Raw genomic sequence first — 23,693 nt, 5'->3', positions numbered from 1 at the left:
TTTGAAACTGTATCTGTGACCTGTATCACATTACTTCAAAAAGTTTCCATAACCACACGTGATCCGCCTCCAGCCTGCTCTGCTGGAAGAACAACCAACTTGCGCGGAAGACGGGCCCGTAGTTCAGGCACATGACTAATCACACCAACAGACAATTGATCGTGGTGCAGCTTTTCCAGTGAGGTGATCACCGTGTCAAGCAGCTCAGGGTCCAACGTTCCAAAGCCTTCATCCAGAAAGAAAAATTGCAGAGGGTACTGGCCCCGCAATTGAATTTGAGCCGACAGCGCAAGCGCAAGCGACAAGGAGGTCAGGAACGTTTCGCCACCGGACAAGGTCGATACCGGACGTTTGACCCCACCGTTGGCATCGTCACTAATGACAAAACCACCGCTGGAATCTACCTCTAGCGCGTATCGCTGCTTGGTCAGAAAACGCAGGCGGCGTGAAGCCGATTGACTGACCTGCATGAGCTGCTCCTCAGCAATATATTCAACAAAGGCATTGCCGCGAAAAACAGTCTGGAGCTTGGACATTTTTTCCGCTTCACTACGCAAATGTACACGATTGGACTCCAGCTCCATCCAGCGGACGTGCCGACGCTGCAAGTCCTCTAAATCACGCTCAGCCTTGGCGCGATTTTGAAGCGCCTCTTCATCGCGTGCACGGCAATCACGTAGCTGTGCAGTGGCCGCTTCCCACTGTTCCTCTGTTACCGTTGCTCCATTCAGCTGCTCTTCGACATGCTTTAAGCGGGAAGACATCTCCTTTTCCCGTTCTCGATGTAAACTCACTTCACGCTCATAGCGTGCGGCTTCTTCCGGTCCCAGGCAGCATTCCATAACCTCTGCTTCCGTAGCAAAAGAGGAGGCTTCCAGACGACTGCCCCAACGGGACTCTGCCATCTGACGTCTTTCTTCTGCCGAGTCGGAGGCCTGCCGGGCAATCAGTGAAGCATGAACGGCTTGCTGCTTGCGTTCTTCCGCTTCAGTACGTTGTCGTGCCGCGACTTCGGCTCCGTTTTTCAGCCCCAACAGTCGCGAGGTCGCTTCTTCCAGCAATGAAGCCGCTTGGCCATCTCCAACCCACTTTCGGAGCTGGGCCAGCTTTTCGCGAAGCGAATCATCTTTGCTTTGGAGCCCTGTACGACGGGCAATAATGATTTTGTCTTCCTCGATGATACTCTGCTGTATCTGTTGAACACGCGCCGCCTTTTCTTCGAGGAAGGTCACACTCGTCTCCAGCCGGGACCGCAGCTCTTCCGCGCGCCCATCGCGCTCCTGCATGGCGCGGTAACGCTCCGCGGCTTCGTCCGGAGCGACATCCGTTAGCTGCGCCGCCCATTCGGCGCGCAGCCCCTCGCTGCGCGTGGTGCATGCCTCGCGCTTGCTCTGTGCCTGCGTCAGCGCTACAGCTGCTGCCTCCTGCTCGGCGGCGGCACGGATACGCCGCTGCTGTCCAGCGGCGTCTGCTTCGCGCAGCGCCAGTGCCTCGGCAGGCAGCGCATGCGCACGTGCGGCTAGCTCGGCTGCAGCACGTTCCAGCGCCGCGCAGCGCTCCGCCCATGCTGCGGCACCACGCGGCTCTGCTGGCGCTGCCGCAGGCGTGAAAGGCTCGCCCGTGGCGGCAGCGCCACTGTTTGCGGTGGCGGGCTGCGCCAGCAAGCTGCGTTGCTCGTGCAACTGCTGGCGCAGTGTGAGGCGCAGCTCCTGCAAACCAAGCCGCAGGCGGTGCATCTCATCTGGCGCAGCGGCATCCGCGCTATGCGCCGCGACGACGGCAGGCGCGGGGTGATGCAGCGAGCCGCACACTGCGCACGGCTCGCCTTCGCGCAACTCGGCAGCGAGATGCTGAGCGAGACGCCCCAGCTCCTCGGCACGGAGCTCGTGACGCAGCTGTTCTTCCTCGGCAGCCAGTGACGACATATCGGCGGTGATTTCTGCCTCCAACGTCAGCAATGCCTCAATGCCATCAGCTGCCTGTGCAGCAAGGGCAGAACGCCGTGCCTCCGTCTCCTGTGTCTCCTGGTCCGTCAGCTTTAGACGTTCGTCAGCTTGCGCAAGCCGTTTCTCCTGAGTCACGTACTCCAGTTCAGCTTCACGCAATTGCTCATTCGCGATTTCCAGCTGTTGCAACCGTTGCACAGCCTCTTGCAGCATACGCCGCTCATCTGCTCGCACTTCATTTTGCTTTAGCTCTTGTTGAAGCTCTTGCTGTCGCTTCAAGCCTCGCGTCTGTAGCTCTTGTTCCTTTGCGAGTCCTTCTGCATGTTCAGCAAGGATTTGTTCGCTATGCCCAAGCTCGGCCGCCAGACGGTCCCGTTCGGTCCGCAACGCTTCCGTATCACGCTCCAGTTGAAGCGCCTGTTCTAGTTGGTCGATCCGAAGCAATAGCTTTGGTTCTTCGGCACTGAGTGCTTGCCGGGCCTGCTCATCTGCTTGCGCAGAGACAAGCGCAGCCTCCTGCGCGGTAGCGGCCAGGACTGCCACTTCTTCGGCAGTCTTATGCCGTTTTTCCGCTTCAGCAATGGCTTCCTTCCAATCCGTCAGCGCAGGCAGCAATGCCTCGGCTGAAGTTGCTTGTCGAAGCTTGTGCTCCAGCAAAGCAATGCCCGGCTCCTGTGCTGCCAACTGCTTCAGCTCTTTCGATCTTTGGCTGAGCTCGATGACTAGCTCACGTGTTTTGTTTAGCGCCTCCGATTCACGTGAGACACGCTCTAGCTCGCGACGCGAAGCTTCTGCATTGGCAATCGCCTCTTTGAGACGCAACTCTACATGTTCAAGTGCTTCAGCACTCGCATCCCCCAGCCCTTGCTGCTCCGCCTCTAATGCTTTCAGTGCGATATCGTTATCTTTCACACGACGGCTTAGCTTCTGTGCAAGTTGATCTCCGTACTTCTCCAGATGGAACAAACGCTGTAGCATCTGTCTGCGTTCACTGCCCTTTAAGGACAAGAATTCCGCAAACTTTCCCTGCGGCAATACGACAGCTCGTGTAAAATCGTCCATTTTCAGGCCGATATACTCCTCCACACAGCGCGTCACATCCTGCACCTTATCGGCAAGCACTTCCTCGCCATCCTCTGTTAACGCAATAAAACGGCTAAGCGTATTATTAACCGATACGCCTCCAGCACGTTTGAAACGTCGTTCTACACGGTAACGACGAGGTCCTTGAGCTGACATTAATTCAAACGTAAATGCAACAGACAACGTATCCTCGGCATGATTCATAATGCCTTGTGTACCATTCACTGCCCGCTCCACTTTACCGTACATAGCCAACGTAATAGCATCCAGCAGCGTTGATTTACCACTACCCGTTGGGCCGAATATTCCGAACAATCCAGTTTCGGTCAAATCGTCAAAGCGAATTTCCTGCGACTCCCGGTAGCTTTGCAACCCCGCCAGTTTTAGAAGGATTGGTTTCATGCGTCCTCCTCCTCAGCGTGATCTCTTGCATCATCCTGTTCCACCAGCTCCAGAAACAACTGCACTAATCCGTCATCTGGCTGTGCTCCGCCTGTCTGCCGCTGATAGAATGCCCGGAACAGCTCATGCACTGGCAGTTCTGATCGTTGGTGCTCCAGCTGTGCGGCAGCCATTTCTGGATACATGGGGCGAATATGAATGATACCTTCACGGCTTTTGCGCAGCCGCTGAATATCTCCCATTGACATTGCTTCATCCAGCGTAATTTCCAGATCAATAAAGGCATCGGCATCTAGTCCTTCGTCCAGCCAGCGATATACTTCCTCCAGACCTCCCCGTGCGCGCCACCTCACTAATGGGCGTCCACTGGTAATATACAGTTCCTCGACCTGAGCAGGCTTGCCAGCAACCACGTCAATTAACGTAACCGATTTGGCTTGTCCGGCTTCGGAAAAGCTATAAGCCAGCGGCGAGCCACTGTAACGCATCAGCCCGTCTCCTTTCACATATTGGGGACGATGCAAATGTCCTAGAGCCGTATACTGTGCCCCAATGCTCAAAGCAGACGGATCTACGGTATACGCCCCCCCGACCTGAATCGGGCGTTCCGAGTCCGACTCCAGCCCGCCGAGCACATAAATATGGCTCATTGACAAATTGACGGTGTCAGGCCGAAATGCTGTACCCAGCTGTGACATCAGCAAGCCCACACGGCGACTGTATGCCTCGCGCAAGACTGTTTCATCTCCGTCTTCAGACAATAGCTCGTTCAGACGAGACTCGGAGGGATATGGCAAGGCTGCAATGCATGCCATTTCACCCGTTCGCGGTGTACGAACGCGTACCGCTTCCCCATGGGGCAGTCCCAGCAATGTAATTCCGCGCCCGCTCACCAGTGGTGTGACCGAGGATACCCTTTCCGGCTGATCATGATTGCCCGCAATGACGACTAGTGGTCTTCCTCCAGCCGTAAGACGGGCAGACGTTTCATAAAACAATTGCTCGGCTGCGGCTGAAGGATTGACTGAGTCGTATACGTCTCCAGCCATCATAATCAAATCGGCCTGCTGATCGTCAGCCATTTTCGCTAGTTCTTCCAAAAACGCCTCCTGCTCCTTCAAACGGCTGCGTCCTTCCAACGTGCGACCCAAATGCCAATCACCTGTATGCAAAATCCGCATGTTATTCCTCCTCTCCCTAGCTATATAACTACAGCTGTACACTCTCTCCAGCTTCTAAAAAATACAGCCACTTCTCAGCAACCTTTTTGCCTGTAATTTCTTCGATCACACGGGCATACAGCTCCAATTGAAAACGATATTGGTCTGTTAAATGGGACAGTGTACGATACTCAGATATCCGATCTGTTTTATAATCCACCAGCACGAGTCCTTCGGGAGTTTCAAATAGACAGTCAATAATGCCGTTCATCAGCACTTTATCTCCGTCCTGTCCACCTTCCGAATCTGTTTCTTGTCCTGGTGACATCGATGGTAAGCTGTGGTTCCAGTAATCGTTTGCCCGCATGGTATAAGTAAACGGAAGCTCTCTTTGAACATGCGATGCCCCCAACATTCTGCTACCCAGCTCACTAGTGAAAAAGCGTAATATTTTATTCGTATCTAGCGCCTTTGCATGGACATTCAGTAACATACGCTGATTGAGCAAACGAGCCTTTGTTTCCTCAATAACTTCGGCGCTCATCCCCCCATCTAGTGGCAAATGCAGCATCAACGTATGATAGACCGTTCCTCGTTCCGTTGGAGTCAGTCGCTGATTCCCCATAAACTTAGGTCTGCGCAAGTGTAATTGACTGCCCCCAGTGTGAGAATCCTCCCGATCCTCCGGTAACTCTGCTAGTACGGTGGTAGATAGATTCAACCAGTCGTCCGATCCCATCTCCTGCATTTCCAGCCATCTTTTCATCTCAGTAACCGATGTATTGGCTGCCGTCTTGCCGGCCCGCTCATACGGATAGGTCCAGGAAAGAGCAGCTTCAATGTCCGTTTCACTCTTTTCGTTCAAGTCGATTAGCTCCGCATTTCTCAGTGCTTCTGTCTTCTTTTGGCGCTCTTCGCCCGACACCTCTTCCTCATGATCTGAGTTCACACGAGAGCCGGAAAATGTTTCCGAGGCCACAATTTTAAATAACCAGTCTGTTCCCGGCATATGTTCCAATTTGTGATAGTACCCATCTTGATCACCTGCCGCTTCCCTCAACAAAGTAGCAGAAGGATGCCGAATCAAAGCGGGACCTACCCAGTCCAGATAGCTGCGGCCTGCCGCCAGCATATAGTCTGGTAAGACCGTTTCCGTATGCTCTTTGGCACGTGCCCAACCCGCTGCGCGTGAAGCTAGATCCTTCACGGTTCCGGTCATAATCAGCTTTTCACGCGGCCGTGTAAGCGCCACATATAACACCCGCATTTCCTCAGCCAATAGCTCCAGCTGTGAGCGTCGGCGGATCGCTAAATTGGGCAGCGTAGGGTAGCTGACACGATTTTGTTCCTCCACATATTTAGGACCAAACCCCAACTCCTTGTGCATAAGAAACGGCGCATTGAGATCCTGTTGATTGAACATTTTTGCCGTCCCGGCTATAAACACGATAGGGAATTCAAGTCCTTTACTTTTATGAATGGTCATAATGCGGACAGCTTGATCGGGTTCGGTCCCCCCGCTAATGGATCCTAAATCACCGCCTCGCTCCCGTAGACGGGAAATGAAGGTCAGAAATCGGAACAATCCTCGGTTGGACGTTGAAGTCTCATACTGTCTCGCTCGGTCATATAGCGCCCGCAAATTGCTTTGACGCTGTGAGCCGCCAGGCAGTCCACCGACCCAATCCAGATACCCTGTTTCCTCCAGCACATTCCAAATCAATGCACTTAAGCTACCTTGTCGGGCTTCCTGCCGCCAGGCTTCCAAATTATGCAAAAATGAACGTAGTCGGGCAGACAACGTATTCCCGTTATTTCTATTACCAAAGTCAGATGAAGATAAAGAGTCCTCAGGGAAAAGATACAACTCCATGATGTCAGCAGTGGTCCCTTTTTCGCTCTCCTTCAGTGGGTCCGCCTCTGCCGCCGCCAGCAATGCGCCATAAAACAATCCATCCGGCTTTTCCAACCGAATTTGTGCCAGTTCATCTTCGGTCAAGCCGACAATCGGCGAACGAAGCACGGATGCAAGCGGGATGTCCTGCTGTGGATTATCAATAATGTGCAGCAGAGACAACATTACCTCAACTTCCGTTGCTTTAAAAAAGCCAGTCGTCTGCTCCCCGGAGGCCGGAATGCCCTCAAGCCGCAGTTCCTCTACAATTAGGGGGGCCCACACGCTTGCCGAACGAAGCAAAATGACGATATCGCTGTAGACTGCCGGACGCATCGCTTTTAATCCTCTGTCGTAAATCAACAGTGGTTGTCCGGTATCTCCGGTCAGTTCTTTAATCCGTTGCGCAATCGCACGAGCCTCTAACTGTGCCGTTTCCAGCTCCACAAGCTCAGCCAGCTCACTTTCCTGAAAAACAGATTCGTCCTCCGTTTCGGACAGCTCCGAAGCCTCGGAAAGACCATGGCCACCCTTATCTACTAACAGCAGCTCAGGTGCATATACAGATGCGGTGTCTTGATCCGACGGGTCGGGATAGGATGCGCCGTGTACCAGCCACGCTCGTTCATCGTACTCAATTTCCGCCACATCCACACTCATAATCTGGCGGAACACCAAATTGACCGCATCGACAACTTCCTCCCGACTGCGGAAATTACGCGCCAAATCAATTAAAAATCCATCTTCCTGCTCCTGCATGCCGTACCGTTGATACTTATTCAAAAACAGACCCGGCTCCGCCAGCCGAAACCGATAAATACTCTGTTTCACGTCGCCCACCATAAAACGGTTACCCGGTTCCTCCCGTGATACCAGCCTAACGATATCTTCCTGTACGGTATTCGTATCCTGATATTCATCTAACAGCACCTCGTCGAATTGCGCCTTGTATTCGAGCGCAGCGTCGGAAGGTAGTAGCTTGTACGGAGTAGAATCGGGATGTCGTAATATTTTCAGACAATAATGTTCCAAATCCCCGAAATCCACCAACCCTTTTGACTGCTTGTGCTGTTGAAAACGTTCCCCGAATACAATCACGGTTTCTACCAATTCGTCCATCAACGGAGCTGCGGCGTGTAGCTCCTCCCAATAGGCTTCTGCTCTCCTGCCAAACAGGGAAGCCTTCATATCTGTAATCATTTTTTTGGCTGCTTCGCGCAGCGTCTTAACCCGTTCCTGCAATGCAGGCTCAGTCTGATCTTTTTTGACCGGCTTGAGCTTACCGAAGGCAGCTGCCTGAAAATGATCATATAGAGATGCCCACGGCTGTGTCTCCAATTCCTGCAGCAATCCCTTCACCATCGCCGTATCCTCTTGCAGCGTCACTGTATAAGGTGCAGGACCGCCGGGCTGCATAGCAGTTTCATGCGCCTGTTCCAGCAAGCTCGCTGCTCCGCGCAATGAAAGTGCAGCATCCGCCAAAATGCTGCGAACCCAAGGCGTCTCTCCGAGAGCCGCTACATCCTGCACACGAAATGCAGCTGCTGTCTCCCGCAGCCAATGCTCCGGCCAAGGATGACTTTGAGAAAAATCATACAACCGCTGAACAAGCACATACATCGCATCATCGGTGCGTTCTCCACTAAACCAGTCGACTAGTCTGCGGAATGTACTGCCTTCATCATGAGCCTCATATTTCTCCTCAAACAGTTCTTCTAGAAGCTCCTGGCGCAGCAATTCTGTCTCATGCTCATTCATAATCCGAAAACCAGGATCAAGGGGAATGGCCTGATAATGCCTGCGGATGACCTCCATACAAAATGAGTGAAGCGTCGTAATCGAGGCCCGATTCAGCAACGATAGCTGACGGCGTACATGTTCACTTTCCGGTTCCTGCTCCAATACACGTTCCAACGCTTCGCGTATCCGTTGACGCATTTCGGCGGCGGCTGCCTTCGTAAAGGTCGCTACCAGTAACCGATCCACACTGAAGCCAAGCTGGGGATCGACAATTTTACGAATAATACGCTCTACAAGCACCGCTGTTTTACCAGACCCTGCCGCTGCCGCAACCAGCATGTTGTTACCAGATTCCGAAATGGCACGCCACTGGTCATCGCTCCACATACTGCCTTCCGGCTTCGGTAAACCTTTAATGTTTGACATGCCTATCATTGGTCCATTCCTCCTTTCCCTTCCTGTGTATGACCCAGCAGATTCCAGATCTGATCCTTACCGGGTTTACCCCATTGATTGTAGCCACTGCCCTCCAGACTGTCGTCAAATTGACAAACAGGCTTAAAAGAGCAGAAGGTACATGCCGTCTCTTGCTGGATACGATACGGTTCAATGGCCACATCGCCCTCTGTCATCCGTGTACCAATCGTCCGAATATTATTACGCACCGAAGCTAGCAGGCTGTCCCACTGTTCCGGCGAAGCAACCGAGGCACTGCTATAAAAACTACCGTCTGCTTTCACCGCAACAGGTAAAATAGAAGAATATCCCTTGTCCAATGATGTATCCATCTGCCCAACTACATCCCGATCCGCGAGCAACAATCCCTTCATCTTGAAGCGTTTCAAAAGCTCCTGACGGGCCTGTTCTTCGCTAAGACCGTTAGGCGACTGTAACATCGGATTGTGGACGTGAAAATACAGCGTACCCGCCGGATAAGCAGTCTCGCCCAACCATTCCTCCGCCGCATTCAGCAGCACATCCAGGTACGTGAGCATTTGCAAGGACAAGCCATAGTACACTTCATGCAGCTTGAGATCCTTTTGGCTGGACTTGTAATCGATGACACGCAAAAGTAAACCTTTTTCTCCCTCTGCCACATCTACACGGTCGATCCGTCCGACAATTTCCATCACAACACCGTTATCTAACCGGAAGCTTAACGGAGGAAGCTGCTGACCCGGCCCAAAGTCCAACTCCAGCCCAATCGGCTCAAAACTACCTCTTCGCGCATGTTCACCTAAAATCAACGAAGCACGGCTCACGATATCTTTCAATTTGCGCAAAATGTACCCATACCGCTTGGAGCTCATTAGAATCTCGCCTTGCAGACGAGGAGCCAAACGCTCCACTGTACTTTCCGCCTCTTGGCGGCATTCCTCCGTGCTGAGACTGCCCCAGCTGACATTGCGATTACGCAGATTGATCGCCATCTCTCCAAGCGCTGCATGGAATAATTGTCCGATATCCGGGGCCTTCAGGCGATACATTTGACGTTCCTTCAAACGAAGACCATGAGAGGCAAAGTGCGAAAATGGACATGCCACAAAACGTTCCATACGAGATACGCTGGTACGCAGCTTGCTGCCGTACAGACGACGGCTCGTTTCCTTCTGCATTTCGGCATGGTTCTCGTAAAAAAGTGAGGTCAACAGCTGACGCAGCTTGTCCTTCTCACGCCCTTGCTGGCTGGCATACCAGTTATATACCTCCCACCAAGGAGATAAAATGTCACCGCCACGTCGCCATTGTCGTAATTGCGCAATAAGCTGCGGCAAAGCCTCGGACGGATGAGAAGCATACTCCCATTGCGTCGTCCAAGCATCCCCAGGCAAAGGGTATCCAGCCAGTGGGCGTTCGTCCAGACTAGGAAACAATTGCCGCACATGTCGTACTAACTCAGACGGCAACAATGACTTGCCTTCTTCATCAGTCACGGCATAGCTCATCCACAGGCTTCTACCGGCTGAAGTAAGGGCCGTATAAGCGAGAAAACGTTCGTCCAGCAGACGTCTTGTCATATCCGGCGCCAGCTCTACGCCTCGTTCGTTTAATGCCGTACGCTCCTGCTCATTCAGCACACCGTCCTCATGGAACACAGCCGGCATCACACCTTCGTTCATACCTAGCACAAAAGCATGTTGAATACCGGTCACACGTGTACGATCCGTGTTTCCGACTAGAACCTGATCCAGAGCTGGCGGAACAAGTCCCATACGGAATTCAGCCAATCCCGTTTCCAGCACACCCGCAAACAAAGAGGTATCCAGCCTCTCGTCACCCATCATTTCGACGATTTGATCCAGTAGTTCAAGCACTGCATCCCATACCTGACGATGCTCCTTGGCCTGCTCAGGATTTCCTGCTTCCTCTGCCTGATGAATGAAGGCGTCCAGCTTGTGGCCAATTTCTGCATCCTCCAGTAACAGATATACCGCTTCACACTTCTCAAGTGCAGTTCGTGCCTTGCCCACACGTTTCTCAAACGCACGTAAAGGCGTCACGATTACATCCCGACACAGCTCCATCAAATCCAACGTTTCATCCCGCCTACGGTTCCGTTCCTGCTCCTCCAGCTCCAGTGACAAGCTGGGCACAGCCTGCCACGGGCGACCGTCTGTCCAACGGCTACCTTGTATTCCGCAGGCCAGTACATAGTTTTCCAGACGATCCATCTCCTCGCGGCTCACCCGACCATCCAGCGGCAGGAGAAGATCTGTTTTGACCGCACGGAATACATCCTCATATCGCCAGCGTCGCTGCACGATATCCAGTGAAGCCCGAATCAATTCCACTAAGGGATGATGCAATACACTTCTCCGCTGATCCAGAAATACTGGAACCTCATATTGTTTGAATATCGGTTCCACCCATGACTCATAATCTTCAATATGACGCACAAACAGGGCCATCTCCCGATAACGCGCGCCCTCATCTCGGGCTAAACGACGCATTTCGCGTACAGCACCTTCCAACTCAGCGCGGCGATTCGCCGCAGCATACAGTTTTATGCCTTCCGGCTGTTCTTCTGTCCACTGCTCTCGTAGCTGCTGCAGCCGCATCCGTTGTTCCTGATTCCGTAACCCTGTACGATATTCAAAGTTAGCCTCCAAATACGCCAACGCCGGACGCTCCTTAAATCTCGGCGGCGGATCAGGGCGAAGTAATTGTGTCTGCGTCTCTATCATCAGCTCGTCTGCCATTCCTTTGAGCTTTACATACGTAGCCGCCGAAGGATGAAACAAATCCAGCTCATGCGGAAGCTGTCCGCTCTCGTAGCTGCGGTTGCAAGTCAGCGCCACTGTCAACGAAGAGGCATGCAGCATAAGTTGCTCCACCACTTTATATTCATGTGGTGTAAACCTACGGTAGCCATCCATCCAAATGTCTGCTCCACGCACAAGGGAAGACTCTGCAATCTGTTCTGCCAGCATGCGCAGCGTATCTTCACCGTCAATATATTTAAGCGTCAGCTCTCGTTCAAAATCCTCGTAGATTAGACTGATATCTTTGAGCTTGCCGCGCAAAATCGGAGTTGACTCTCCAGCAGCGTTCATTCGCTCCAGTTGCTCGGGTACAGACCGAGTATCATTTCCATACTGCTTCAGCTCCGTGAACAATGTATTCAACCGATCCACAAAGCCGAGCTGGTCTCCCGAATCCTTAAACAAACTCAGTTCATCCTTGCGACGACGAATAATTTTATATAAAAGCATCTTCTTGCCTTCTTCCGTTACAGGCACCAGCGCTGAACCCCCGGTTTCCTGCATAACTAAATAGGCAAGACGGTGAAATCCCATCACTTGGGCGCGCACCGACCCCTGAATACCGTTTCCGGCTTCTGTAAGTAACGCATGCTCAGAAGCAAATGACGATTGCTCCGGTACAAGTAACAGCATAGGCTTACCTAGCGGCTCCTCGCGTAACAAAGACGTCATTTCATTGCGGATTAACGTACTTTTACCACTCCCAGAGCGGCCAATCAACAAACGGACCGACATGATGCGGCCTCCTTTCCAACGAACAACATTCTATTAAACAGTATAGCATATCAGGCAAGAGAGAAAAGAACGTACGTTTGCCATGTTGTAGCAATTCTTTCTCCCTCTAAAAAATAAATCAGTCCCGCAGATTGGCTTGGTGCACGCCTTCTCTACAGGACTGATTTATACCTAAAACGAGTTTATTTTACCTATTTAATCACCAAAAGGGCGATTGACTTTGACTTTGTATGAAACTACAACTGTGTCCGGCTGCGCACCTCAAAGATGGCGAATTTCAAGTAATGGCCTTCCTCCACACCCAAAATTTGAGGATGGTCCTTACCAGCTGCTCTCCAGTCTACCAGACGAAGGATTTTGCCGGCATCTGCCGCTGCTTCCTTAATGGTGTCCAAAAACAACTCCGGCCGCATGTGGAACGAGCAACTCGCTGTCACCAGATAGCCGCCCTCATTAACGAGCTTCATCCCGTGCAGGTTGATATCTTTATATCCACGTGTAGCCCCTTTGACAGCGTTCTTCGTTTTGGCAAAGGCTGGCGGATCAAGAATGACCACGTCAAAGGTGCGTCCGCCACCCGCTGTCAGCGGCTTAGACGTATCTCCTTTGCCCCCGGCTCGTGCATTGCGTTCCTCTACACCTTTCACCTGATTGCGCAAATATTGAAAAGCATCGTCGACGACAAACTCGACGCGTTCCTCAAAACCGTTCAGCTTGACATTGTCCCGCGCACTTTCAATCGCATGCTCAGAAATATCAAGACAAGTTACTTTTTTAGCACCATATTTACAGGCATTGAGCGTAAAGCTTCCCGTATGTGAAAAACATTCCAATACGGTTGCGCCGTCCCAGAATGGGAATTCAACAACCTTACCACTTTTATTCACTGGCTTCATGACCGTTGTGGCAGCGTCCCCTGAGTCTGTAGCAACTTCTTGTAGCGTAATTCCACTACGTGCTCCCCAACCTGTCATCAACGGTGCTATGGCCGCACGATTTTCACGCTGGTCAAAGAAATAACCCGTCTTCTGGCCCTCTACGATATCAACCTTGATGTGCAGGCCATTTTCCGTCACCACTACATGACGCGGGCAATCACCGTACAAAGGACCCTTCGTTTGTTTCAATCCTTCCAGCTCTCGGATGGATACATCACTGCGCTCATATATACCAACAGGACCCAATACTTCAACGAGCGCATCCCTGATTTCTTCCCTGCGCCGATCCATGCCAAGCGTTAACAGCTGCACAACCAACACATCACCAAAACGGTCTACAATCAGTCCAGGCAAAAAATCAGCCTCGCCGTACACCAACCGATAAGCGTCTCCCCCGGTCACAAAACGTTCGCGGTGCTCCAGACATTTGCGAAAGCGTTGGGCAAAAAAGTTTTGATCCATCGCTTCCAGCGGCTCATAGGACATCACACGCACTGTAATTTGTGAAGCCGGATTATAGTAACCTGTCGCCAAATAACGCCCCTGATGGTTAACAATACTGACCAAATCGCCTGCCTCTGGGTCTCCTTCGATCTTGGCTATTTCGTTTTTAAACACCCAAGGGTGTGCGTGCTCCAGCCTTTTTTTACGGCTGCGTTCTAATATTACTGAAGGCAAAATCCTTCACTCCCATTCTTGGATTACTCAAAGTGTTAAAACGTTGTTCGATAGGGGCGCGGCTCTGCGGATCATTTGATCTTACGATCGCTGTTGCACGGGGATTCTTTGGATTTTATAAATGATTTTAATGGTAAGAATCCCCCTAGGTTTATACTTCCGAAGCAGCTTTCCTTTGGAAAGCTTTCAGGCGAACGCTCTCGCTTCTCCAGATTCAAATGATCCGCTTCGCTACTGCCCGCCTGTATATCGGCGTCACGCTTTTAAAGCTTGTGAAGATACTACAAAAATTATCGTTTTCCTAAAAAGAGCTTAGCCATGCTTGTCATGGCTGTCCTCGACAGATCATAGGCTGTTACATAAGTATTTTCACCTAGAAAAGGGGGCTATGCCCGTGCTTATACATGTTATACTCCCGCTGTGCGGCGGACTGTTTATTTTTTTGGGCGGGATGAAGCTGATGGAAGCAGCCCTCCGGCATTTGGCTGGCCCCTTCCTCACCCGTTGGCTGAACCGCGCCACCGTTTCCCCTTGGCGGGGTATGCTGTTCAGTTCAGGCATTACCGCCCTGTTGCAAAGCAGCACCGCTGTAACGGTGCTGACGATCGGACTGGTCAACGCCGGGCTATTGACCTATGGCCGTACGCTCGGCATCATTCTTGGCACCAATATCGGTACCTGTCTCACCACCGAGCTGATGGGGCTCCAGCTTGGCAAGCTGGCTGTTCCGCTGCTCTGCGGCTCACTGCTCTGCTGGAGCGCCGCCGTACTGTGGGGAGAATCCGTCTCCGTTCGCCAGTACGCGTCTGCCGGAATTTCACCCGGCTCCAATGGGCTTAGCCGTCCGCAGGCTGTACAATATATCAGCCTCGTATTTGCTGGATTTTCGCTGATTCTGGCGGGTATCCGCGTAATGCAAACGGTCGGCCCATGGATTGAGCAGGCCGGACTATTCCGCTGGTTTCTTGATCACGCTGCGGCCAACATGTGGTGGGCCTTCGCTGCGGGTGCCTGCCTGACCGCACTGGTTCACAGTAGCGCAGCCGTTATTGGCATGGCGATCAGCCTTGCCGCTGCGGGTGCCTTGCCAGCCGATGTGGGGATCGCCATCGTCATCGGCTCCAATGTAGGCACCTGCGTAACCGCCCTGATTGCCGCTGTTGGTGGCAGCGTGTCCGGCAAATTTGTAGCCTGGTCCCATGTGCTGCTGAACGTAGGCGGAGCCTTGCTCTTTATGCCGTTGATCCCTGGGCTAGAAATGGCCGCCGCCTGGATATCTACCGAGCCCGGAGCCAAGGTAGCCCATGCCCAAACCCTGTTTAACGTCATTAGCTCTCTGCTGGTCTTGCCTCTGTGCTACCTACCTGTATGGACGCGTTTAGAGGATCGTATATCTCCCCACAGAATCAAACGTTAATTCCTAGCATGGACAGCGCCTTGCTCAAAATGACATCATTATTGTCATATCCGCCCTGGCGCTGGAGAAGCCATGCTTCCTCAGGCTTATGCCATGCAACTCCCTTAATTTCTTCGATTTGTGCCTGTAAATCCCCATCTAGTGCCTCTACAAGATAATAGTGTACTTCTTTATCCACTTCCCCAAATTCCGGATGCTGATACGTATAAGCAATCATATCTACATGCTGGATAATCCGCCCGTTCAACCCTGTTTCCTCGCGAATTTCACGTAAAGCCGTCTGTTCGATTGTTTCTCCCAACTCCATTTTTCCTTTAGCCAAGGATACCTTGCCATATCGGTCAGTAATGAGCTGAATTTCAAGTTGCTCCCCCTGTTTGCGAAACACAACACCGCCTGCTGAAATTTCCTTTTTTGCTGCCATCCTGTAATCTCCCTTCCTTGCGCAACAAGGATTCCGTCCTCTCTGTAAGGAAAGGCGAAATCCTTGTTTGCCATCTCTATTGCCTTTTCAGGCTTTTTTTGTTCTTACAGAGCTGTTTGCAGCCCATTCTCCAGTACGCGAACCAATTGGCCTTCACTTTCATTAATGCCTGCCTTCGTTAGCTTCACGCGGCATACCTTGCCAACCAGATCCTCAGTACCTTCAAACGCCAGTTGAATATAATTGTCACTATATCCATGGAGTATGCCGCTATCTTCGGTCCCTTTCGGCGCAACTTCCGGAATGACCTCCAGCACCTGACCTACAAACCTCTCAGCATACGCCAGTTGCATTTGCTCTGACAGTTGTATCAGCTCATGCACTCGTGCATTTTTCACGTCTTCGTCCACCTGATCCTCCATACGCGCCGCAGGAGTTCCACTACGCTTGGAGTACGGAAACACATGCATTTCTGAAAAACCGATTTTTTTCATCAGCTCATAGCCATTGCGGAACATTTCATCCGTCTCCCCAGGGAAGCCGACAATTACGTCCGTTGTAATCGCAACATCGGGCATTGCTTTGCGAATCATAAGCATTTTGTTATAAAACTCTTCTGTGGTGTACTTACGACGCATCCGTTTCAATACAGTGTCGTCCCCCGCCTGAAGCGGTATATGAAAATGACGAACCAGCTTGGTGGAACGGTTCAGTACATCAAGCATTTTTTCATCAATCTGGCTGGCTTCAATCGAACTGATGCGGATACGCTCCAGCCCTTCCACTTTCTCCAGATCCCACAGCAGATCAGATAGGTCATAATTATCCATGTCGTCACCATAACCGCCAGTATGGATACCAGTGAGTACTATTTCCTTGTAGCCTGCGTGTACCAGTTGACGCGCCTGTGCAATAATGCTCGCAGCGTCACGACTGCGGGATAGCCCCCGCGACCATGGAATGATGCAGAAGGTACAGAAGTTGTTGCACCCATCCTGAATTTTCAAAAAGGCCCGAGTATGATTAGCAAAATCAGGCACATCCATTTCCTCAAATACACGCGTTTTCATAATATTGCGCACGGCGTTCACTGGTTGACGCGTCCCTTGAATTTCCTGCACGAACGGAATGATTTTGTCCCGATCTTGAGTCCCGATAACGAGATCAACGCCAGGAATATCCATAATTTCGGCAGGAGAAGTTTGGGCGTAGCAGCCCGTCACTGCCACAATGGCATCTGGATTCCGGCGAATCGCGCGGCGAATGATCTGACGACTCTTTTTATCACCGGTATTCGTAACGGTACATGTATTAATAAGATAGACATCCGCGGTCTGCTCATCAAAGTCCACCTGTTCATAACCTTCATTTTTAAACAGCTGCCAGATCGCTTCTGTATCATAAAAGTTTACCTTACAGCCCAATGTGTAAAATGCCACTGACGGCATATTAAACCCCTCCCATTTCTCCTGTCTCATATAAAATGCAAGCCAATGCAGCCATTCCTGCGGTCTCAGCACGCAAAATACGTCTTCCCAGTCCTGTAGACTGGGCCCCAGCCTGCTCGGCCTCCAGGCTTTCCGCTTCAGTAAAGCCGCCTTCCGGGCCTACCACCAGCAGAACACGCGGCATGTCCGTCGACGCCCATTGTCCTACCAATGGCTGGATTACATCCCGTAGCTGCTGACCCTGCTCTTTTTCATAACAATAACATATCAAATCATACCCAGCAAAAGAAGCCAGAAGTTCTTTCCACGTCATTGGCGCACTAATTTCTGGAATCCGGTTACGGTGGCTTTGTTCAGCCGCTTCCTTCACAATCTTGCGCCAACGCTCCAGTCGCTTGCCTTCTTTTTTGGCATCATACTGCACTACTGTACGCTCGGACAAAAACGGTACAAACCCGGTTGCTCCGATTTCTGTACATTTTTGCATCACCGTCTCCATCTTGTCTCCTTTAGGAAGACTCTGAGCGATGGTGACCTGCACATGCGGTTCAGAGGTCATCTTCAGCGGCTCAATAATCGTCGCCGTAACATGATCCTGCTCTATCGTATCCAATGCAGCCAGTGCTTCCCTAGATACCCCGTCACTGACTATAATTTTGTCACCACTACGGCCCCGCATGACTTTAGCGATATGCCGCGCGTCCTCACCCGCAACAATCACGTGATCTTCTAGAAATTGCTCTGCCGGAATAAAATAACGCTGCATTCTCTCTCACACCTATTCCTGGATTTTGCAAAAATCCTCATTCTAAAAATAACTGTTATCCACTAATGTTCCGTACAAAATCCGAATAAATCACCAAGCAACATCATATCATCTTTTGCGCCTGTATGACCAGTCTGTTCACTCTTCTATTCAAGGTATACCTACCATTCTCGTAAAAAAAGGAGCCCTTAGGCTCCGAACAATCCAGTGATATAAAAAGAGAACTGCAAAAACTGTATATAAATCATCTGGGCCAGCGTGTAAAGAGGTTCAATCGTTACAACTCGAACCTGTGGAATGACCAGGATAAGCAGAAAAATAAAGATCGACCACTGTTCAAACTGCTGGAGTTTGCGACGTACAGGAGTGGGGGCCACATCTTCCACAATCCGGTATCCATCCAGTGGAGGCAATGGGATCAAATTAAAGATAAACAAAAACAGATTTAAATTGATCAAAGCATTGATAAACAAATAGATTGCTTGAGCCACCCGTTGGTTCTCCATCCCCGGCAATACTTGAAAATGAAGGAGCACGGCATAGATTAAAGTAGTAACAAATGCAAGCAGCAGATTGCTGAGCGGACCCGCAGCCGATACAATAATGCCCATGAGGCGCGGACGACTAAAGTTATCACGATTAACCGGAACTGGCTTGGCCCAGCCAAAGCCTCCGATCAGCAGCAGTAGCGTACCCAGCAGGTCAATATGCACTGCCGGATTTAAAGTCACGCGCCCAAGTAGCTTGGCTGTAGGGTCACCAAATTTATTGGCATAAAATGCATGTGCAAACTCATGAACCGTGAACGATATGATCACGGCCAGCAAATAAAATGGAAGAACATTTAAATTTACACGAAAAATATTTTGTAAAAAATCCATACTTACCTCTTTCTCGCCACAAACGCCAGCCAATCTTCATCCCGGCTTATTTCGGCAATCTCAAAGCCAGCTGCCTTCAACGCAGTTTCGACAACTTCTTCTTTGTTCTTCCAAATCCCTGAAGCAATATAAATACCACCTGGTTCCAGGGCTTTATATACATCGTCAATGAACAGCAAAATAATCTCTGCCAATATATTAGCTACCACTAGCTTGACGGGTAACTGGATACCCAGCGTTGGATCGCTTGCATTAAGCACCGATAGCAAATCACTTTCTTTAATGGTAATGCGTTCCTCCAGCCCGTTCAGACGCGTATTTTCCCGCGCACTGGATACTGCCACCGGATCGAGATCCAAGGCAAGTACATGCTTCGCTCCCAGCTTTACAGCTCCAATGGCCAAAATACCGGAACCCGTGCCGACATCAATGACTTCTTCCCCGCCCTTAATTACAGATTCCAGCGTTCTCAGACAAAGGGATGTCGTAGGATGCGTTCCAGTCCCGAAGGCCATACCAGGGTCCAGCTCAATGATTTTTTCCTCTTCACTCGCAGGCTCATAGTCCTCCCAAGTGGGTTTAATCGTCAGACGGTCCGACACACGCAAAGGCTTGAAATATTGCTTCCAAGCATTTGCCCAGTCGTCCTCATCAACTGTTTTCAGTTCATACTGAACCTCACCAGGGTCAATATCGAAAGTTCTCAATTCTTCGACGCGCGGCTCAATTTGCGAACGAATACTATCCATGTCCACTTCTTCGGCAAAATAGCCTTTGATGATCGCTTGTCCTTCAGGTATGTCGTTCAAAGGTCGATCATACCACTGTCCATAGGACGTATCCCGCGGCTTGTTGAGCGAACCGGATTCTTCAATGGAAACCCCTCCTGCACCTGCTTCGTGCAGAAAATTCGAAATCATTTCGATGGCTTCTTCGGTTGTATGTATTGTAATTTCATTCCACAACATGGTTTTCATTTCCTCCTCATTTCACATGCATACATTACATTGTACTATATACATGCACAGGAGTTCAAAAAAGCTGGTAATCGTCCTTTTCCGATTTCTCCAGCCGGACTTGGAATTGCTACGACGTCTGTATTTATTGATCCTGCTATTTCTGGTGCTGTCAACAACCGTGTAGAGTTAAAAGCCTCGATTGGACTACGTTTCGTCGGTGTCGGCAACATTCGAGTACTTGTACGTATATGGAGAGCCGGCAAGGAAATTTATTACGGACTGGAATCCAATGTCTTCGATAACAATATTATTCTTAATGTCGAAACGGTAGACGTTGCGCCTCTGGGCGTGCAAAACTACCAACTAATTATTGAAAATCAAACGCCTGCGACTACTGCTTTCGTCGCCGGTCCTCTTGTTTTTAGTGCAACAGCATACAGCGGATAATGAATAGAAAAAGGAAAGAACACAAATAAGACGGGCTATCCCACAAATCATCCTATTGATGGAGATAACCCGTCTTATTAAATTCTACTCATTGTCGTTTATGATACGCTGCTGACGACGGTCAGCTCCTTCGCTACGCCGGATCGCTTCCAGATCCTCAGCATCTGCCTGATCTGCTGAGAACTCAACATCTTCATTTTTAGCAGATTGCATGCGTTTGATTTTCTCTGTTTTGGTTAGCACTTTATCAAACCGTTTGTTTTTAGACATCGGTCACTGCCCCTTCCAAACTTTTCACAGCATTCCACCCGCTTGTTCCACGATGGACATTGCCTGATGATGAATGGATTCATCCACCACAGCAGTCAACAAAATATCGCGGCCTGTCGGTCCGCCCTGTCCTCCATCACTCATGCCACTGGCGGACGGATCAGCCGCAGCCAGTATTGCTGGAGTTGCATCTGTAAAGTCCACGCCCTGTGTCAATGAGGACAAGCTGCTAATCTGTCCTGAAAATACAGGCAATCCGGCGTTGCCAGTAGACTGCCGCGGATACCGGCTAAATCGGTCTATCGACACATCGGCTGCCCGGAGAGCTTCCAGTTTTCTAGCAGCTCCCTGTGCTTCCTCAGGACTTTTGAAATACGCCAAAATATTTTTTTCGCCCATCTCAAAATCTCCCTGTGTAGTATTGAGCGCAACTGCTCTTCAAGAGCATAGAGCGTTACGCTTTGTTATATCCTGCTCATTGGCACGATTTTATATTCCGACGGATGCAGACGATATCAAGAACAGTAGGCCAAGACAGTGAACCAGAGTTTGTGAAGAGCATAACTTTTACGGGTGTAAAACAGCTGCTGGAGCTTCACCTGACTTAGCTACTCCTGTCTCCCAAGCAGCGCGAATAACTGCATCCCGTACCTTTTGAACCACCTTCGGATTAAAGACATTCGGTATGATATAAGTTTCACTTAGCTCCTCAGGACAGATCGCATCAGCGATGGCAAGTCCGGCAGCTAGTTTCATTTCCTCATTAATCGTCGTAGCATGACAATCTAGAGCACCCCGGAAAATTCCCGGGAAGCACAGCACATTGTTAATCTGATTTGGAAAATCGGAGCGGCCAGTAGCGAGCACACGTACATAAGGTGCAGCTACAGCCGGATCGATTTCCGGAATCGGATTCGCCATGGCGAACACAATAGGATCAGTTGCCATGCTCTGTATATCCTCTACAGTCAGTATGTTCGGGCCTGACACACCGATGAATACATCAGCTCCCACAATCACCTCGGATAAACTCCCACTTAAATTGTGCGGATTAGTCATGTTCGCATACTCTGTCCAATGCGGATTACTGTACTCCACATCACGGTGAATAGCTCCCTGTCGATCAACGCCAATCAGATTGCGCACACCTGCCTTAAGCAGCATACGGGAGCAGGCCATACCCGCTGCACCGATTCCTGCAAATACGACTTTGACATCCTCCATTTTTTTGCCACATACCTTTAATGCATTGACCAGACCCGCTAACACAACGACTGCCGTACCATGTTGATCATCATGAAATACTGGAATGTCCAGTTCCTGCTTCAACCGTCTCTCGATTTCAAAACAGCGTGGCGAAGATATATCCTCCAAATTAATGCCGCCAAAAGCAGGAGCAATCATTTTAACAATTTGAACAATTTCATCAGCGTCCTTCGTGTTGAGACAAATCGGAAAGGCGTCGACACCTGCAAATTGTTTGAACAACACCGCTTTACCCTCCATTACAGGCATAGCAGCCTCCGGCCCGATATCTCCTAATCCCAGTACTGCTGTTCCATCTGATACGACCGCTACAGTATTTTTTTTGATCGTTAATTCGAACGCTTTGGCAGGGTCATTGGCAATTTCCATACAAATTTCAGCTACACCCGGCGTATACACTTTGGACAGCCCCTCCATCGTTTCAATTGGTTTCTTCGGTAAGGTCTCCATTTTGCCACCTGCGTGTAATTCTCTAATTTCATCTATTAAACTGCTCATATTTTTCTCCGTCCTTTCATGTCTCTTTTTGGATATGAATCTCAGTCCTGTGTATAAAACTCATCAGCTCCATAATTGGAGTAACAAAGTTGCTAAAATGACCGTGCCTGCCCCACCAATACGTGTTGCAATTTGCGCAAAAGGCATCAGTTCCATCCGATTGGACGCAGACAGAATGGCTACATCTCCCGTGCCCCCTAATCCACCGCGACAGCTAGTCACCAAAGCAGCTTCTACAGGATACATGTGAATCCATTTTCCTGTGAAGTATCCGGTAACAATCAATGCAACTACAACAGATGCGCAGGTGATGGCATAAGGAACCGTTAAGATCCCAACCACACTATCCAAAGGTACATACAAAATACCCAATCCCACCATCAAGGGCCATGTCAGACTTGCCGTTATACATTTGTATAAGTGAAAAGCTCCCTGCTCCAATGTGTTCGGCATAATCTGAATGCACTTAATTAACGCCGCCGCCAGAATCATGAGGATCGGACCTGGAATATGGAGATACGGCTCCAGCAACTTACCCACAATAAAGAAAGTGCAAGCTAACAGCAGACCTCCTCCCATCAATGGAAAAGAAATCGATTGTTCCAGACTTGCCGGGGCTAGCTTTTCTGCATGTTTTTCTAGTTTCAATAACCTCCCGTTACCTGAAGTTTTTGGATTTTTCTCCGCTAATCTCTTCAGAATACCCGCACCTATGATTGCAACAATGTTCCCGATAATTGCAGCGGGGATAAATTGAGACACGAATATTGCCGAATCCTTGCCCAGCACCAATCCATACGAAATGGACAACGGTAAAATGCCTTCCCCAATCCCACCGGAGATAATCGGAATGATGATGAAAAAAAATGTATGATAGGCGCTATAGCCAAAAGCCATACCCACTATCATCCCCACGGCAACTGCTGCAATAGATCCTATAATAATGGGGGCGAAAATCCTGACAATTCCGTTCATCAGCATTTTCCGATCCATACCAAGAATACTACCCGTTACTAGACATGCGATGTAGAAGTAAAGAAAATTCGAGGTTTTCATAAGCGTGTGTACAGCACCCATCGCAGATGGACTGAACATATTCCAAAATACCATTAACGATGGAACCATAAGAGATAAAATGGCCGGCCCGCCAATATGCTTAAGCAACGGAAGTTTGGCCCCTAGATCACTGAGCAGTATACCTAAAATCATGATGACGGCAAACCCGCCTAACAGATCGTTCGGAATTCTTTCAGTAATTGCAGCTGCATAAACAATCAGCGCGATCACGGCATAGAGCGGAAGAGGAATAACCCCCACCTTTACCCTGCCCAGCATTCTCATGCCATCTACAAAATTTTTGCTCCATCTTTGCCCCTTTTGAATGACAGGCTGGTTCGTAGCATTTTCCATAAATCTCCCTCCATAAAGTGAAGAATGATGATCATGTTTCCATTCTACACCTTGGAAAACGCTTTATT

At 50.1% G+C, this 23,693-nt stretch carries 16 protein-coding genes; 2 read left to right on the top strand and 14 right to left on the bottom strand.

The features are described from left to right. Positions 1-35: 35 nt before the first annotated feature. The 5 genes from JOD82_RS13920 to JOD82_RS13900 all read right to left on the bottom strand — a co-directional run bounded on the left by JOD82_RS13920 (position 36) and on the right by JOD82_RS13900 (position 13,839). Entirely contained in the window at positions 36-3,431 is a 3,396-nt protein-coding gene (locus JOD82_RS13920) for an AAA family ATPase (RefSeq protein ID WP_069010258.1), read from the bottom strand. Beyond that, positions 3,428-4,612: an exonuclease SbcCD subunit D gene (locus JOD82_RS13915; protein ID WP_069010257.1), complete on the bottom strand. Its 1,185-nt coding sequence runs from the start codon at positions 4,610-4,612 to the stop codon at positions 3,428-3,430. Before JOD82_RS13915 ends, JOD82_RS13920 begins: the two co-directional genes overlap by 4 nt. Before the next feature lie 28 nt (positions 4,613-4,640). After that, positions 4,641-8,660, bottom strand: coding sequence for a helicase-exonuclease AddAB subunit AddA (addA, locus tag JOD82_RS13910; RefSeq protein WP_069010256.1), 4,020 nt, complete (start codon positions 8,658-8,660; stop codon positions 4,641-4,643). After that, positions 8,657-12,223, bottom strand: coding sequence for a helicase-exonuclease AddAB subunit AddB (addB, locus tag JOD82_RS13905; RefSeq protein ID WP_069010255.1), 3,567 nt, complete (start codon positions 12,221-12,223; stop codon positions 8,657-8,659). The genes addA and addB overlap by 4 nt, the downstream gene beginning before the upstream one ends. Positions 12,224-12,459: 236 nt before the next feature. Further along, positions 12,460-13,839 carry a class I SAM-dependent rRNA methyltransferase gene (locus JOD82_RS13900; protein ID WP_069010254.1) on the bottom strand — a complete coding sequence of 460 codons (1,380 nt, stop codon included), beginning with the start codon at positions 13,837-13,839 and terminating at the stop codon, positions 12,460-12,462. Between the two features lie 394 nt (positions 13,840-14,233). Between JOD82_RS13900 and JOD82_RS13895 the strand changes: the two genes are divergently transcribed. Continuing rightward, positions 14,234-15,256 carry a Na/Pi cotransporter family protein gene (locus JOD82_RS13895; RefSeq protein WP_069012562.1) on the top strand — a complete coding sequence of 341 codons (1,023 nt, stop codon included), beginning with the start codon at positions 14,234-14,236 and terminating at the stop codon, positions 15,254-15,256. Here the strand turns inward: JOD82_RS13895 and JOD82_RS13890 are convergent. The 5 genes from JOD82_RS13890 to prmA all read right to left on the bottom strand — a co-directional run bounded on the left by JOD82_RS13890 (position 15,246) and on the right by prmA (position 19,743). Continuing rightward, on the bottom strand, positions 15,246-15,680 hold the full coding sequence (locus tag JOD82_RS13890) for an NUDIX hydrolase (RefSeq protein ID WP_029515343.1): 435 nt from the start codon (positions 15,678-15,680) through the stop codon (positions 15,246-15,248). The two genes, JOD82_RS13895 and JOD82_RS13890, sit on opposite strands and share 11 nt — an antisense overlap. Positions 15,681-15,784: 104 nt before the next feature. Continuing rightward, the gene (gene mtaB / locus JOD82_RS13885) at positions 15,785-17,128 is read right to left on the bottom strand and encodes a tRNA (N(6)-L-threonylcarbamoyladenosine(37)-C(2))-methylthiotransferase MtaB (protein WP_029515344.1); all 1,344 of its coding nucleotides are present in this window, start codon (positions 17,126-17,128) and stop codon (positions 15,785-15,787) included. Between the two features lies 1 nt (position 17,129). Beyond that, complete coding sequence (locus JOD82_RS13880) at positions 17,130-17,894, bottom strand: 16S rRNA (uracil(1498)-N(3))-methyltransferase (protein WP_029515345.1); 765 nt, start codon at positions 17,892-17,894, stop codon at positions 17,130-17,132. Positions 17,895-18,082: 188 nt separating this feature from the next. Beyond that, on the bottom strand, positions 18,083-18,775 hold the full coding sequence (locus JOD82_RS13875; RefSeq protein WP_029515346.1) for a site-2 protease family protein: 693 nt from the start codon (positions 18,773-18,775) through the stop codon (positions 18,083-18,085). A gap of 2 nt (positions 18,776-18,777) precedes the next feature. Next, on the bottom strand, positions 18,778-19,743 hold the full coding sequence (prmA, locus tag JOD82_RS13870) for a 50S ribosomal protein L11 methyltransferase (RefSeq protein ID WP_029515347.1): 966 nt from the start codon (positions 19,741-19,743) through the stop codon (positions 18,778-18,780). Positions 19,744-19,782: 39 nt separating this feature from the next. Here prmA and JOD82_RS13865 point away from each other — a divergent pair, with 39 nt between their 5' ends. Next, positions 19,783-20,181: a hypothetical protein gene (locus JOD82_RS13865; protein ID WP_141695525.1), complete on the top strand. Its 399-nt coding sequence runs from the start codon at positions 19,783-19,785 to the stop codon at positions 20,179-20,181. Positions 20,182-20,265: 84 nt separating this feature from the next. On the opposite strand, the gene JOD82_RS13860 is transcribed toward JOD82_RS13865, so the two are convergent. The 4 genes from JOD82_RS13860 to JOD82_RS13845 form a co-directional block, all read right to left on the bottom strand. Next, complete coding sequence (locus JOD82_RS13860; RefSeq protein ID WP_029515349.1) at positions 20,266-20,451, bottom strand: YfhD family protein; 186 nt, start codon at positions 20,449-20,451, stop codon at positions 20,266-20,268. A 24-nt stretch (positions 20,452-20,475) separates the two neighbouring features. Next, on the bottom strand, positions 20,476-20,850 hold the full coding sequence (locus JOD82_RS13855; protein WP_069012560.1) for a hypothetical protein: 375 nt from the start codon (positions 20,848-20,850) through the stop codon (positions 20,476-20,478). A gap of 168 nt (positions 20,851-21,018) precedes the next feature. After that, positions 21,019-22,215 (bottom strand): NAD(P)-dependent malic enzyme, encoded by a 1,197-nt coding sequence (locus JOD82_RS13850; protein ID WP_069012559.1) that lies wholly within the window; start codon positions 22,213-22,215, stop codon positions 21,019-21,021. Positions 22,216-22,278: 63 nt separating this feature from the next. Further along, positions 22,279-23,625, bottom strand: a complete 1,347-nt coding sequence (locus tag JOD82_RS13845) for a 2-hydroxycarboxylate transporter family protein (protein WP_069012558.1) — start codon at positions 23,623-23,625, stop codon at positions 22,279-22,281. Between the last annotated feature and the right edge of the window lie 68 nt (positions 23,626-23,693).

Source organism: Paenibacillus sp. 1182, assembly GCF_017833915.1.
Taxonomy (GTDB): Bacteria; Bacillota; Bacilli; order Paenibacillales; family Paenibacillaceae; genus Paenibacillus; species Paenibacillus polymyxa_D.
This window is presented reverse-complemented; position numbering and strand designations above follow the sequence as displayed.